At 64.9% G+C, this 12,789-nt stretch carries 13 protein-coding genes and 1 pseudogene; 5 read left to right on the forward strand and 9 right to left on the reverse strand.

Annotated elements, in window-relative coordinates; genetic code table 11:
* Positions 1-3 precede the first annotated feature (3 nt).
* On the forward strand, positions 4-237 hold the full coding sequence (locus tag KDB76_RS22585) for a hypothetical protein (protein WP_013973926.1): 234 nt from the start codon (positions 4-6) through the stop codon (positions 235-237).
* 40 nt (positions 238-277) lie between these two features.
* On the opposite strand, the gene pdxH is transcribed toward KDB76_RS22585, so the two are convergent.
* The 5 genes from pdxH to dinG form a co-directional block, all read right to left on the reverse strand.
* Positions 278-925 carry a pyridoxamine 5'-phosphate oxidase gene (gene pdxH / locus KDB76_RS22590; protein WP_013973927.1) on the reverse strand — a complete coding sequence of 216 codons (648 nt, stop codon included), beginning with the start codon at positions 923-925 and terminating at the stop codon, positions 278-280.
* 18 nt (positions 926-943) lie between these two features.
* Positions 944-1,921 carry an OmpA family protein gene (locus KDB76_RS22595; RefSeq protein WP_024087645.1) on the reverse strand — a complete coding sequence of 326 codons (978 nt, stop codon included), beginning with the start codon at positions 1,919-1,921 and terminating at the stop codon, positions 944-946.
* Between the two features lie 99 nt (positions 1,922-2,020).
* Positions 2,021-3,166, reverse strand: coding sequence for an EstA family serine hydrolase (locus tag KDB76_RS22600; protein WP_023660953.1), 1,146 nt, complete (start codon positions 3,164-3,166; stop codon positions 2,021-2,023).
* A 227-nt stretch (positions 3,167-3,393) separates the two neighbouring features.
* A complete protein-coding gene (locus KDB76_RS22605; RefSeq protein ID WP_013973930.1) occupies positions 3,394-5,628 on the reverse strand; it encodes a beta-galactosidase in 2,235 nt (744 codons plus the stop codon).
* An 81-nt stretch (positions 5,629-5,709) separates the two neighbouring features.
* Positions 5,710-7,854 (reverse strand): ATP-dependent DNA helicase DinG, encoded by a 2,145-nt coding sequence (gene dinG, locus KDB76_RS22610; RefSeq protein ID WP_013973931.1) that lies wholly within the window; start codon positions 7,852-7,854, stop codon positions 5,710-5,712.
* Positions 7,855-7,952: 98 nt separating this feature from the next.
* Here dinG and KDB76_RS22615 point away from each other — a divergent pair, with 98 nt between their 5' ends.
* Complete coding sequence (locus KDB76_RS22615; protein ID WP_003258897.1) at positions 7,953-8,417, forward strand: CopD family protein; 465 nt, start codon at positions 7,953-7,955, stop codon at positions 8,415-8,417.
* A gap of 118 nt (positions 8,418-8,535) precedes the next feature.
* Here KDB76_RS22615 and KDB76_RS22620 read toward each other — a convergent pair whose 3' ends face one another.
* From KDB76_RS22620 to KDB76_RS22635, 4 genes are all read right to left on the reverse strand, one after another.
* Positions 8,536-9,294, reverse strand: a complete 759-nt coding sequence (locus KDB76_RS22620; RefSeq protein ID WP_024087646.1) for a hypothetical protein — start codon at positions 9,292-9,294, stop codon at positions 8,536-8,538.
* The gene (locus tag KDB76_RS22625; RefSeq protein WP_013973933.1) at positions 9,287-9,562 is read right to left on the reverse strand and encodes a DUF1145 domain-containing protein; all 276 of its coding nucleotides are present in this window, start codon (positions 9,560-9,562) and stop codon (positions 9,287-9,289) included. Before KDB76_RS22625 ends, KDB76_RS22620 begins: the two co-directional genes overlap by 8 nt.
* A gap of 98 nt (positions 9,563-9,660) precedes the next feature.
* Positions 9,661-10,380, reverse strand: coding sequence for an OmpA family protein (locus KDB76_RS22630; RefSeq protein WP_024087647.1), 720 nt, complete (start codon positions 10,378-10,380; stop codon positions 9,661-9,663).
* Between the two features lie 89 nt (positions 10,381-10,469).
* Positions 10,470-11,162: an OmpA family protein gene (locus KDB76_RS22635; protein WP_003258902.1), complete on the reverse strand. Its 693-nt coding sequence runs from the start codon at positions 11,160-11,162 to the stop codon at positions 10,470-10,472.
* Positions 11,163-11,321: 159 nt separating this feature from the next.
* Here KDB76_RS22635 and KDB76_RS22640 point away from each other — a divergent pair.
* The 3 genes and pseudogenes from KDB76_RS22640 (at position 11,322) to KDB76_RS22650 (ending at position 12,782) form a co-directional block, all read left to right on the forward strand.
* Positions 11,322-11,815: pseudogene (locus KDB76_RS22640) on the forward strand (DUF6231 family protein).
* Positions 11,816-11,817: 2 nt separating this feature from the next.
* Positions 11,818-12,294, forward strand: a complete 477-nt coding sequence (locus KDB76_RS22645; RefSeq protein ID WP_015271542.1) for a YchJ family protein — start codon at positions 11,818-11,820, stop codon at positions 12,292-12,294.
* Between the two features lie 2 nt (positions 12,295-12,296).
* Positions 12,297-12,782: an LEA type 2 family protein gene (locus tag KDB76_RS22650; RefSeq protein WP_015271543.1), complete on the forward strand. Its 486-nt coding sequence runs from the start codon at positions 12,297-12,299 to the stop codon at positions 12,780-12,782.
* The last annotated feature ends 7 nt before the right edge of the window (positions 12,783-12,789 follow it).

Raw genomic sequence — 12,789 nt, forward strand, 5'->3', positions numbered from 1 at the left:
GCCATGGATTACTTCATCGTCGTGGTCACCACCGTTGCGGGGCTGTATTTCCACTGGTGGCTGTATGTGCGCATGCGCCGCTGGATGGACCGTGACCTGGCGTTGTCGCTGGCAGGGTCGGACCCGGAAAAACGCGCGTATATGCTGCAAAGGCTGGAGCAGGCGCGGGTGGAGAAGGTGGGGCGCAAGCAGTTGGCGGGGTGGTTGGAGCGGGAAGCTGCGGGGTATCCTGGGTAGCCTGATGGAGTGCCGGGGCTGCTGCGCAGCCCCCGGAATCTCAGGGCGCCAACCGCTCCCGCAGCCATTGCCCATCTACCAGCCGGTAGTTCAGTCGGTCATGCAGGCGGCTGGCCCGCCCCTGCCAGAACTCGATGCGTTCAGGCAGCAAACGATACCCACCCCAATGTTCCGGGCAATGCGGCTGGGTGTCGGAAAAGCGCGCCTCGGTGGCCTTGACCAGCCCCTCCAGCTCCTCACGACCGGCAATCACCTGGCTCTGTGGCGAAGCCCAAGCCCCCAGGCGGCTACCCAGCGGGCGCACCTGGTAGTAGGCGTCAGACTCCTCGGGGGTGACCTTTTCCACCCGCCCTTCGATGCGCACCTGGCGCTCCAGCGCTGGCCAGAAGAAGGTCATGGCGGCGAAAGGGTTGACCAGCAGTTGCTGGCCCTTGGCACTATCGTAGTTGGTGAAGAAAGTGAAGCCACGCTCATCGAGCCCCTTCAGCAACAAGATACGGCAGTGCGGGCGGCCTTCACCGTCGACAGTGGCCAAGGTCATGGCGTTGGCTTCCACCGGCACCTGCTCGGTTTTCACCGCTTCGGCGAACCACTGGTGGAACAGGGCGAACGGCTCTCCCGGGGCCTGGGATTCGGCCAGGCCATCACGGGTGTAGTCGCGGCGCATATCGGCCAGGGATTGGGTCATTGCTGCGTTCCTTGACGATCAGTTGGTCTTCGCAGGGCTGTTGGCAGCTACTTTCTTTTCAGTGGTAGCTTTCTTGGCAACCGGCTTGGCCGGCGCAGCTTTTTTCTTGGCCGTGGTCTTGGCTGGCGCCTTGGCCTTGGCTTTGGTCACAGGCTTCTTCGCCGCAGCCTTGGTGGCCGGCTTGCTGTCGGCAGGCTTGGCAGCAGGCGCCTTGACGTCCTGCACCGCCACCATCGGGGCGCGGGCCGGGGCGGCTTGCTGGTACTTGGCCAGCAGGGCGACCATGGTGTTCTGCGGGGTCAGCAGCATTTCCACACGGCGGTTCAGGGCACGGCCCTCGGCGCTGTCGTTGGCGGCGCGCGGCATTTCCGAGCCCATGCCCTTGAGGTTCAGGCGATCACGCTGCAGGCCGCTGAGGCGGAAGATGGCCGACACCGAAGCGGCGCGCTCCAGGCTGAGCTTCTGGTTGGCGGCAGCGACACCGCTACTGTCGGCATGGCCGAGTACCAGCACGGCGGTCTTGGCATCGCCTTCGACAGTCTTGGCCACACGGGTGATAGGGCCCAGGGTCATCGGCAGCAGCATGTTCGGGCGATCGGGGTTGTACGAACTGTCCACCGGGATGGTTACGGCCAGCACGTTGTCACGACGCTCCAGCTCCAGCTTGCTGCCCTTGATCGCCTCACGCAGCTTTGGCTCGTACTCGTCCAGCCAGGCCTGGGTGGCCTTCTGGTCGACCTTCGGCACCACCGGCCCCTTGGCCTGCTTCTCTTCACCGCCGAACGGCCACCACCAACGGCTGGCGTTGTCGGACTTGGCGTCGGCCTTGGCCACATTTTCCGTGACGGCTTGCTTCACTTCCTGCTCGGCAACCTTGTCCGAACCGAAGGGCCACCAGCTCGAGGCGCTGTCCTTCGAGACGTCCTGGGGGTGACTGGCGCAGCCGGTAACGGCGGTCAGGCACAGGGCGAGTGCTAAGGTTTTGTGTGAAGACATCAGCGATACACCATGAAATAGAAAGAAATTTTGCTTACGCCCTTCAGGCGTTGGCATTGAGGATAGTCAAAGGGCTGGGGCAATACCCGCATTACCCGATCAAAGGCAACTGGCAAGGACGCGTACCAGTTTCTGGGCTCGCGGGTCCATGAGCACATAAGGGCCAAGGGTATTGACCACGAAACCGAAGGCCACATCGTGTTCCGGGTCAGCGAAACCAACCGAGCCGCCGGCGCCTGGGTGGCCGAAGGCGCGGGCCCCGAGGCCGAACGTGGCATTGGCCACGTCTGGCTGGTCGAGCATGCAGCCCAGGCCAAAACGGGTCTGGGTGAGCAGAGTACGATCCTGGCCGAGGCTGTGCTCACGGGTGAGTTCGTCGAGCAGCTCTGATTCGAGCAGGCTACCGTCCAGCAGCCCGGCATAGAAGCCCGCCAGGCTGCGCGCATTGCCATGGCCGTTGGCGGCTGGCTGCTGCATGCGCCGCCACTCCGGCTTGTTGGTACTGGTCAGGATCGCCGGCGGGTTGGTGAAGGCGCGGGTCGACAGGGCCTCGGGCTCGCGCATGGTCACCTGCAGCAGGCGCTGAGCTGCAGCGTCGCCGGCGTTGCCCTTGCCACGGGCGATATGCGCTACGCGATGAAACTCATCGTCCGCCAGGCCGATATGAAAATCCAGCCCCAACGGCCGAGCGGTACGGGCCACGATCGAGTCGCCGGGGCCACGGCCGTCGGCACGGCGGATTAGCTCGCCGATCAGCCAGCCGTAGGTAATGGCGGCATAGCCATGCTCGGTGCCGGGTGTCCACCAGGGCGTTTCGGCAGCCAGCGCATCGACCATGGCCTGCCAGTCATACAGTGCCTCGGCCGGCAGCAGCTCACGGATGGCCGGCAAGCCGGCGCGGTGGCTGAGCAGCTGGCGCAGGGTGATCGCCTGTTTGCCTGCCTGGGCGAACTCGGGCCAGTAGTTGGCCACAGGCGCATCAAGGGCCAGCTTGCCCTCGCCGACCAGTTGCAGGGCGGTGACAGCGGTGAAGGTCTTGGTGCAGGAGAACAGGTTGGCAATGGTATCGCTGTGCCAGGCCTGCTGGCCGTCCTTGTCGGCACTGCCGGCCCACAGGTCGACCACGGTTTCGCCACCAACCTGGATGCACAGCGCCGCGCCACGCTCCTGGGGATCTTCGAACAGCGCGGCAAAGGCTTCGCGCACTGCTTCGAACTTCAGCTCATAGTGACCCTGAATCTGCACCCGCTGTTCTCCGTACGACCAATTCCGAAAATGGTGTGCATTGTTTCAGTAGTTTGGCGTTTTGCAAACTGGCTTGGGCTGGGTGGTCACTGTGGGAGCGGCCTTGTGTCGCGATGGGCTGCGCAGCAGCCCCGGCAATTTATGCAGCGCCGCTGAATTCAGGGGACTGCTTCGCAGTCCTTTCGCGACGCAAGGCCGCTCCCACAAAAAGACCGCGTCGTCCTGGGCTAGGGCGCCGGTTTTTCCAGTTGGACGCGCAGCTGGCTCATTGCCTGCAAGTTGCTCTTACGCACGGCATCGACAAACCCCGGGTAGGGCATATCGGTGATCGCCACCAACCCAAGGTGCCCGTTCTCGCCATCGAGCAGGCGGCCGCTGGCCGGCTGGTCGAGGTACTGGAACCAGTGCGCGCCAACGATCATCGGCTGCGCCAGGGCCGCCTTGAGGAAATTGGCATAGGCCGGGCCGCGGTCTTCTTCGCGCGCCACTTCCACCGGCCCCGGCCAGAATGGCCCGCGATCGCGCGAGCCGAACTGGAACTCGGACACCAGCACCGGCTTGTCCAGCTCGGCCAGACGGGCGAAGTCGTAGCCGTCCTGCGGCTTCAGGGTATAGAAGTTGAAGCTGAGCACATCGCAGAACTCGGCGCAGGCCTTGACCGCCTCTGGCGTGCTGACGGCATAGCGGCCACCCAGCAGCAGGTGATTGGGCGCATGCCATTTCAGCGAGTCGGCAATGGTCTTGAAGTAGGTTTCGGCAAACACTTGCTGGAAATACTGGTAGTCACGCTCGATTTCCGGGTGCTCCGGGTCGGGCAAAGGCGCCTCGAAGCCCGGATCTTCCATCAGTTCCCAGGCAGTCAGCTCGATGCCCCAAGCCTTGGACAGCCCTTCCTGGTTGCGGTACTTGTCGCGCAATTGCTTGAGGAAGGCACGCTTGGCCGGCACATCGGTAGTCAGGCGCAAGGTGCCGTAGGCCAGGCCATAACGCGCCTTGGGGTCGCTACCGGGTGCCGCCCAGGCCAGTTCGTTGTCGGCGAAATAGCCAATCAGCCAAGGGTCGTCACGGTGATCGCGGGCGGCAATGGCCACGGCACGCTCGGTGGCCATGGCAAAACGCGGGTCGAACGGGTCGGGCATCCTGCCCCACCAGTCCATGCCGGTACTGATGCTGGCGTAATCACCCACGATCGACAATGGCAAGGTGTACGGCATGCGTCTGGCCTGGCCGAGGGCCGGCTCGCTCCAGTTGCCAAGCGTATTGAAACCCCAGGCCTGCAGGCGGTCGAGCGCATGCGCCTGCCAGCGGGCGGTATCCAGCGCCAATGGTGGGCAGCTTGCCGGCTGCCCCTCTACCGCGGGCGGGCAGGGTTTGCCATAGGTCCGCTGCAGGTTGGCGGCATAGAAATCGAACCAGCGCCCCTGTTTGAAGTTGCGCCCTTGCGACGAGGGGTTGCCATCGTCGTTGTTGCCATCACCATAGAATGCGGCCAGTGCATCCTCCTCACCCGGCAACCCCTTGAACATCCCCTCACGCCCGGCGACGTAGGTACGCCCGCCATCCGCGGCGACGGCATTCACCCCCAGGGAATAGAACGGATGCCCCTCGGGCGTTACCAGGTACCAGCGGCCGTCACGCTTTTCGGTGCGGAAGAAGCCTTTGGCCTCGAACGCCGGCCCGGCCAGCAGGCCGCCGTACGCGTCCAGCTGCTGCTTGCCACGCTCTGCCAGCCAGCCTTTGAGCTGTTGCTGCTCGCGTACATCGGCCGCCTTGAGCTGCTCGTCATTGGTAACCTTTTCTGGCCAATGGCCGCGGGTGGACTGGCCATAGGCATCGATCAGCTCCTGGTAGGCCGCCTTGTATGCCTGGTCGTCATCCTGGATGCCCACCCGCTCGATCAGCAGGTTCTGCGCCACCTTGGGGTTGGGGATACTCAGGCTGACCGACGTCACCTGCTTGAGGTCGACCGCACCGGCGCTGCTGGTCAGCAGCAGGCGCTGGCCGCCATGGTTCCAGGGCATGGGCGGGCCGGCGCGCATGCCTTGGCTCAACGGCGAACTGGCCGTCAGCGGTACCATCACGGTTTGTGCAGGACCGGCCGGAAGGTCGATGCGGCTGGTCAACGTGCGCCCATCACTGCCCTGCACCACCACGTCCACGGTCAGCGCCCAATCCATCGCGCTTTGCAGGCGCAAGGTCAGGAACTGACCGCCGGACCAGTCCCACACACCGCTTTGCGGACTCAGGCGCAGGGTCGGCCGCAGGGCCGGGTTGAACACCACGCGCCGCAACACTTCTCCTTCGGCCGTCTGCTCCGCGTTGTACTGCGGCATGCCGGCATCCTCGGTCGCCACATTGACCACCGAGGCCGGGCGCACGAAGCTGAAAAGCGTCTGCTGCCCAGCCAGCAACGGCGAGCTGAACAACAGGGCAAAAACGGCGGGCAGGGTACGGCGGACCATAAGGCTGGGGCTCTCCTTCAGGGCCCTCATGGCCCACGACTGAGTAATGGACAACGCGCCGGAGCAAGTGTGCTCCGGCGGTCAGGAAATCTCCCGCCGGAACGGCGGCAGCGCATTGAGAATAGCCTTGCCGTAGCGCTGGGTGACCAGGCGCCGGTCAAGCAAGGTGATAACACCGCGGTCCTGTTCGGTTCGCAGCAGGCGGCCGCAGGCCTGGATCAGCCGCAGCGAGGCATCGGGCACGGCAATTTCCATGAACGGGTTGCCGCCGCGAGCTTCGATCCACTCGGCCAACGCCGCTTCGACCGGGTCATCAGGCACGGCAAAGGGAATCTTGGCGATCACCACGTGCTCGCAGTAGGCACCCGGCAGGTCGACACCCTCGGCAAAGCTGGCCAGGCCGAACAACACGCTGTGCTGGCCGTCGTCGACCCGTGCCTTGTGCTTGTTCAGGGTTTCCTGCTTGGACAGGTTGCCTTGGATCAGCACTAGCTTGCGCCAGTCACGGTCCAGGCCATCGAACACGTCCTGCATCTGCTTGCGCGAGGAGAACAGCACCAGCGCGCCACGGGCATCTTCGACGATGTTCGGCAGTTCGCGGATGATCGCTGCGGTATGCGCCGCCGCATCGCGCGGGTCGGCCTTTAGGTCGGGGACCCGCAGCAGGCCGGCATCGCCATGCACGAACGGGCTGGGCACCACGCAAGTGACCGCGTCACGGGGCAACCCCGAGCGCATGCGGAAGCGGTCGAACTTGCCCAGCGCAGTCAGCGTCGCCGAGGTCACCAGTGCGCCATGTGCCACGCTCCACAGGCTGCGGCGAAGCATTTCGGCGGCCAGGATGGGGCTGGCATTGACTTCGATGTCGAACAGCGCACCGCTCTCGGCCAGGGTCAGCCAACGGGCCATGGGTGGGCTGTCTTCCGGATCTTCGGCGGTAAAGGCCGTCCACAGTTCCCAGTTGCCCTGGGCACGGGTGACCAGGCTACCGAACAGCGGATACCACTCCTCGGCCTGGTGGCTGGCGATGCCGATGTTGACCTCACCGTCCATGCCTTCCTTGAGCAGGTCGGCCAAGCGGGTGAACAGGTCGTTGAGGCGGGCAAAGCCTTTTTTCAGCTCGATGCCCACTTCGCGAATCTGCTCCGGCACCACGCCGCCTTCGAAGCGGTAGCGCGGGCGCTCACGGCCTTCGTTGTCCTCGCTGGGACGGAAGTCGGCAACCTGCTCGCACAGGGTGAACATGAACTGCTGCTGGGTGCGCACTTCCCGCGCAAGCTCCGGCACCTGCTCGATGTACTTGCCCAGGTCACCGGGCAGCGGGTGCTGGGCCAGCAGCTTGGTCAGGTTCTTGGCGGTCTGCTCCAGCCAGTCGGCAGTGGAGCGCAGGCGCGAATAGTGGGCGAAATGGCCGATGGCCTTGTCCGGCAGGTGGTGGCCTTCGTCGAACACGTACATGGTGTCGCGCGGGTCGGGCAATACCGCGCCGCCGCCCAGGGCCAGGTCGGCCAGCACCATATCGTGGTTGGTGACGATCACGTCGACCTTGCCCATGCCTTCGCGGGCCTTGTAGAACACGCACTGCTGGAAGTTCGGGCAATGACGGCCGGTACACTGGCTGTGGTCGGTGGTCAGGCGCGCCCAGTCCTGGTCTTCCAAGGCTTCGGGCCAGCTGTCGCGGTCACCGTCCCAGCGGTTGCCGGCAAGCTTCTCGATCATGCTGTTGAACAGCTTCTGGCTGCGCTCGTCGACTTCGATGTGGAAGCCTTCTTCCTCGAACAGCTGGGCGGTGGCCGACTGGGCGTGGCCCTCCTGCAGCAGGATGTCGAGCTTGGACAGGCACAGGTAGCGGCCACGGCCCTTGGCCAGGGCGAAGCTGAAGTTCAGCCCGCTGCTGCGCATCAGGTCGGGCAGGTCCTTGAAGACGATCTGCTCCTGCAGCGCCACGGTGGCGGTGGCGATCACCAAACGCTTGCCGGCGGCCTTGGCGGCCGGAATGGCAGCCAGGCTGTAGGCCACCGTCTTGCCGGTACCGGTGCCCGCCTCCACTGCCACCACGGCAGGCTCGCCGGCACGGCGGCCTTCTTCGTCGCAGGCGATGTCGCCGAGCACCTTGGCCACTTCGGCGATCATCAGGCGCTGGCCATAGCGCGGCTTGAGGCTCTTGGCTTCGAGAAAACGCGTATAGGCGCCCTGGATGGTGGCTTTGAGTTCGTTGCTGATCATGGTCTGCAGGCGCCCGGAGGGCTGGATATATTTTCAGTGTTTCGCATGGGGCGGCTATCATACCCCGCTATTGCCCTTTATGCCGCATGGAGATCCGGATGCTTGCCTTTGCCCTGCCCTACACACTGCATGTCCTGGCCGCCCTGGTGTGGGTCGGCGGCATGTTCTTCGCCTGGCTGGTGCTGCGCCCGGCAACGGTTGCAGCCCTTGAAGGGCCTGCCCGGCTGCGCTTGTGGGTGGAAGTTTTCCGACGCTTCTTCGGTTGGGTCTGGCTGGCCGTGGCGATTTTGGCGATAAGTGGTATCGGCATGTTGCACATGCGCTTCAGCGGCTTCGAGACTGCACCGAAATATGTGCAGGTGATGATCGGTGGGGGCATCGCCATGTTTGCCCTGTTCATGCGCATCCAGGCGCTGCTGCTGCCGGAGTTGAGGGCGGCAGTGCAGGCCGAGGACTGGCCGGCAGGTGCGGCAGTGCTGGGACGGATTCGGCGGATGGTGGGGATCAACCTGCTGCTCGGTCTGGCGGTGGTAGCCGTGGCCAGTTCGCGGTTGATGCTCTGATATTGCCTGCACCGGCCCTATCGCCGGCAAGCCAGCTCCCAAAGGTACTGCACATGGCTTGCAGCCGATGCGGTCGCAGTGGGAGTTGGCTTGCCGGCGATAGGGCCAGTACAGGTTTTCACAAGCGCTGCAGAATCAGCTCACCTGCAGCGCCGGCCAACCCAGGTTGGCCCGGCTGCCCCGGCCGGCCGTTGGCGCCGGCGTCTGTGCGGTACACCAGGCAACCCTTGCTAGCCCCGCCCTTGCCGGCCTTGCCAGCAGCCCCGGCCTTGCCCGGTGCGCCGCCGTCCAGGCGCACCACGATACGTTCCTGCGGGAAGCCCTGCGGCACGCTCAGGCGGATGCGCCCACCCGGCGCGCCATCGTGCCCGTTGCCGCCGTCATCGCCGTTGGCACCGCGGCTGGCCTGGCCCCAGGTGCAGCCACCGGCCTGACCGTTGGCGCCATCCAGCCCCACGTACCCCGGCGCACCGGCACCGCCACGGGCATCGATGGCCAGGCGCTCGGCATCCACTTCAGCCAGTTTCAGGTCCAGGCTGCGGCCTGACCGGGCTCCCCGCTGGTAAGTACCCGCCGCTCCCGGCGCACTGAATTCGCTACCCTCACCCAGCCGCGCACTGCGCGCCTCGATCAGCAACGGGCTATCGGAAGGTGCAATGGCGATACGCGCATCGCGCCCCAGCTCCAGCTGGTCAACCTTCAATTCCGCGAGCGTGGCAGGCAGCAGCAGGGTTGCGGCATCGGCGACACGCAACTGTGCCAGGTGCACGCTGGCAGACTTGTCGGGCAGGCGCAGCATGGAATTGGCAGCGACCTCCAGGCTTTCGGCCTGGGCCAGGGGAGCGGCCAACATGGCCAATAACATCAGATTACGCATTTCGCGGCGCCTCCTGCACACGGGGGATGGACATGACATGGAAGATACCCGTCAACAGGATCTGCAAACGATCGAACCAGCGGTGGCTGCGGCCGCGCAAGCTGCCATTGAAGAACAGCACTTCAAGCAGGTGCAGGCCCAGCAAGGTGATGCCGGCGGCGTTGATCAGCAGGTTGAAGGGCAAGGGTTGTGGCATGAACTGATTGAACAGCACCACCCCCCAGAAAGCGACAGTCAGGACCTTGCCCAAGCCCAGGATGAACTTCATATCCCGCCCCCATGGATTGTTGTTATGTCGAGACGGCCCGTTCGAGCGGGCCGTGCGACCAACATTAACTGCAATGCCCGGACAGGCGCCAGCACCACTCAGTTGAGGTGCAGTTCCACCCGTCGGTTGCGGGCACGGCCCTCCTCGCTTTCGTTGTCGGTGAGCGGCTCACTCTCGCCGCGCCCCTGGCTGGTGACCTTGCCCGCCTCCAGCCCCTGGCCGATCAGGTAAACGGCCACGCTGCTGGCGCGGCGTTCGGAAAGTGCCTGGTTGTAGCTGTCGGAGCCGACGTTATCGGTATGCCCGATCACGCTTACCTTGGCCACCGTCGGTGAATCGAGTTTTGCCACCAGGCCTTGCAGGCGCTGCTGGGCCGCAGGGGTCAGCTCGGCGGAATCGAAGGCGAACATCACCGCGCCGTTGTCATCCAGGATGATCACCTCCGGCGAGGGTTCAGGTTCAGTGGCAGGCGGCGATGCGGGGTACACCTTCAACGGGCAACCCATGTGGTCGACCGCAGTGTTGGCGGGGGTATCGGGGCAACGATCGCGGCGGTCGAAAATGCCGTCGCCATCTTCGTCGCCATCCTGGGCGTAACAGATCAGGCCCCCGGCGATGGCGCCAAGGGCACCGCCGCCAGCCGCCCAACTCGAACTTTCGATGGCGCCCAGGCCACCACCGACCAGGCCGCCGAGCAGGCTGCAGATGGGCCAGGTCCTCTGGTTGAGCGGCGCGCTGCCATCGCTGTGGGTGGCGCAGCCCGCTAGCAGGCTGGCAGCCACCAACAACGGCAGCGCCGCCTTCGACGTCACACTCATGCTGAATGCTCCTGTGTCATTGGCCACGGGCGGCTCACCGCCGTGAAGACGCGCCCGTGCCACTGCTCAAGGCACGGGCGCACGCCGGTCTACCGCTGGATCTTGATCTCGGTACGGCGGTTCATGGCACGCCCCTCGGCCGTGGCGTTGTCTGCCACCGGCTGGGTTTCACCAGCACCGACCACCGACACGAAGCTGCTGCGCGGCACACCGCTCTCGACCAGGTAATCTGTCACCGAGTGGGCACGGCGCTCGGACAGTTTCTGGTTGTAGCTGTCGGAGCCGACGCTGTCGGTATGGCCGCTGACGCTCAGGCGGGCGGACGGCGCCTCCTGTTTCAGGCGCGTGGCGATGGTGTTGAGGCGCTCCTTGTCGCTGGCGGTCAGGCGCGCAGAGTCGAACTCGAAGTGCACATCGCGGATGACGATGACTTCTTCCTTCTGCACCACCACTTCCTCGACCACCGCGGCCGGCTCCGGCGGGCAGCCGTTGGCATCGACCTGCACACCGCGCGGGGTGCCTGGGCACTTGTCACGGCTGTCCGGCACGCCGTCGCCATCCTCGTCGCCATCGCCATGGGCCCAGCAATAGCCCGCCGCCAGGCCACCGCCCAGCAACGCGCCCCAACCAGCCCAGCTGGAGCTCTCGATGGCGCCCAGGGCAGCGCCGCTTACACCCCCGACGGCGGCACATTTCGGCCAGTCGGTCTTTTGCAAACCTGCACAACCAGTCAACACACTGGTGAGCAGAACCAGGGGTATCGCTGTGCGTACTATGCTCATTTCATTGCTTCTCCTAGGGGGAATCGGCATAAGGCCGATTTCAGGGAGTAAAGACCGAGCATCTGATCCCTGCCACCAATAAGCCACGACACAGTCACATGCCTCTTTGCCCGCACGCTGCGGCCCGCTAGTCTTGGACGACTTCAACGAGGATTGGCAATGACCGACGGTTTTTCCCAGCGCACCCCGCAGCAGGCCCTGGCGGCCCTGCTCGAGCGCTTCACCCCGCAACGCCTGCTGCTGGTGGGCACGCGCTTTCCGGCGCTGGACGCCTTCGCCCAGGCGCACCCACAGGTAACCATCGCCACGGCCGCCCCAGGCCCGCTGCCAGCAGAACTGGCAGCCCAGCGCTTTGACCTGGCGGTACTGGTGGACTGCCTGGAGCACCTGCCCAAACGCACCGGCCTGGAATTGCTCGGTGGCATTCGCACCTCAATGCCAGCCGGGTCGCGGTGCTGGCCGACCTGGTCGCCTGTGGCTGGCAAGACACCGATTTCTTTGCCCTTGCCCTGTCGGCCAGCGAGAAATTCCGCCGTGACCAGCAGGTATTGAGCCTGTTCACCTATGATTTACATGACTACAAGCAGGTACCGGACTGGCTGAATGCCAAGTTCTGGGCCAACCCTGAAAACTTCGGCAAGTACTGGTGGTGATGATGAGTGTCTCGGTCTGCCCTTGTGGCAGTGGCAACCTGCTCGACGCCTGCTGCGGGCATTACCACGCCGGCACCCCGGCGCCCGATGCCCAGGCGCTGATGCGCTCACGCTACAGTGCCTACGTGCTGGGCCTGGTCGACTACCTGGTGGCCACCACCCTGCCGGCCCAGCAAGCCGGCCTGGACCGTGCCGCCATGGCCGCCTGGAGCGCCCAGAGCACCTGGCTGGGCCTGGAGGTGGAAAGCGCAGAGGTGCTGGGCGGCCAGCCGGAGCACGGTTTTGTCACCTTCACTGCACGCTGGCACGACCAGGAGGGTGACCATCAGCACCGCGAGCGCTCGGCATTCGTCCAGCACGCCGGGCGCTGGTACTTCATCGACCCCACGGTCGGGCTCAAGGCCGGGCGCAACGACCCCTGCCCCTGCGCCAGCGGCCAGAAGTTCAAGAAATGCTGCGCCAGTTACGTGGGTAGCTGACCATGATCGCCCGCACCCGCCCGCTGCTGCTCGCCACCCTGATGGCATGGCTCGCACTGCTGGCGGGCTGCGCCAGCTGGGGCGGTGACGACTGGCGCGAACCCGAGGTACACCTGGTCGAGGTGGAGACGGTCAAGGCCAGGTTGCTGGAGCAGGAGTTCGTGCTGCATCTGCGAATCGACAACCCCAATGACAGCCGCCTGTTCATCCGCAACCTGTCGTATGCCATACGCCTCAACGACCTGTTGCTGGTGCAGGATGAAACCAGCGTGTGGCGCAGTGTCGGCGGGCATGCCCGGCGTACTTTCAAGATCACCGCACGGACCAACCTGTGGCAGCACCTGAAACCGCTGGCCAAGCTGCTGAAAAGCGAACAACCACTGCATTACAGCCTGCAGGGCGAGCTGGCGACCGGGTTGCTCATCCATCGGGACCTGCACTTGTCGCGCAGTGGTGAGATAATCCCCGGCGATTACAAACCGGAGTGACCCTGCA

The sequence above is a fragment of the Pseudomonas sp. JS425 genome, from assembly GCF_018223845.1.
In the GTDB taxonomy this organism is placed as follows: domain Bacteria; phylum Pseudomonadota; class Gammaproteobacteria; order Pseudomonadales; family Pseudomonadaceae; genus Aquipseudomonas; species Aquipseudomonas asiatica.

Coding starts and splice junctions, on each gene's coding strand:
- KDB76_RS22650 (WP_015271543.1), top strand. CDS start 12,297: ATGATCGCCCGCACCCGCCCGCTGCTGCTCGCCACCCTGATGGCATGG.
- KDB76_RS22645 (WP_015271542.1), top strand. CDS start 11,818: ATGAGTGTCTCGGTCTGCCCTTGTGGCAGTGGCAACCTGCTCGACGCC.
- KDB76_RS22620 (WP_024087646.1), bottom strand. CDS start 9,294: ATGCGTAATCTGATGTTATTGGCCATGTTGGCCGCTCCCCTGGCCCAG.
- dinG (WP_013973931.1), bottom strand. CDS start 7,854: ATGATCAGCAACGAACTCAAAGCCACCATCCAGGGCGCCTATACGCGT.
- KDB76_RS22635 (WP_003258902.1), bottom strand. CDS start 11,162: ATGAGCATAGTACGCACAGCGATACCCCTGGTTCTGCTCACCAGTGTG.
- KDB76_RS22630 (WP_024087647.1), bottom strand. CDS start 10,380: ATGAGTGTGACGTCGAAGGCGGCGCTGCCGTTGTTGGTGGCTGCCAGC.
- KDB76_RS22585 (WP_013973926.1), top strand. CDS start 4: ATGGATTACTTCATCGTCGTGGTCACCACCGTTGCGGGGCTGTATTTC.
- KDB76_RS22625 (WP_013973933.1), bottom strand. CDS start 9,562: ATGAAGTTCATCCTGGGCTTGGGCAAGGTCCTGACTGTCGCTTTCTGG.
- pdxH (WP_013973927.1), bottom strand. CDS start 925: ATGACCCAATCCCTGGCCGATATGCGCCGCGACTACACCCGTGATGGC.
- KDB76_RS22615 (WP_003258897.1), top strand. CDS start 7,953: ATGCTTGCCTTTGCCCTGCCCTACACACTGCATGTCCTGGCCGCCCTG.
- KDB76_RS22605 (WP_013973930.1), bottom strand. CDS start 5,628: ATGGTCCGCCGTACCCTGCCCGCCGTTTTTGCCCTGTTGTTCAGCTCG.
- KDB76_RS22595 (WP_024087645.1), bottom strand. CDS start 1,921: ATGTCTTCACACAAAACCTTAGCACTCGCCCTGTGCCTGACCGCCGTT.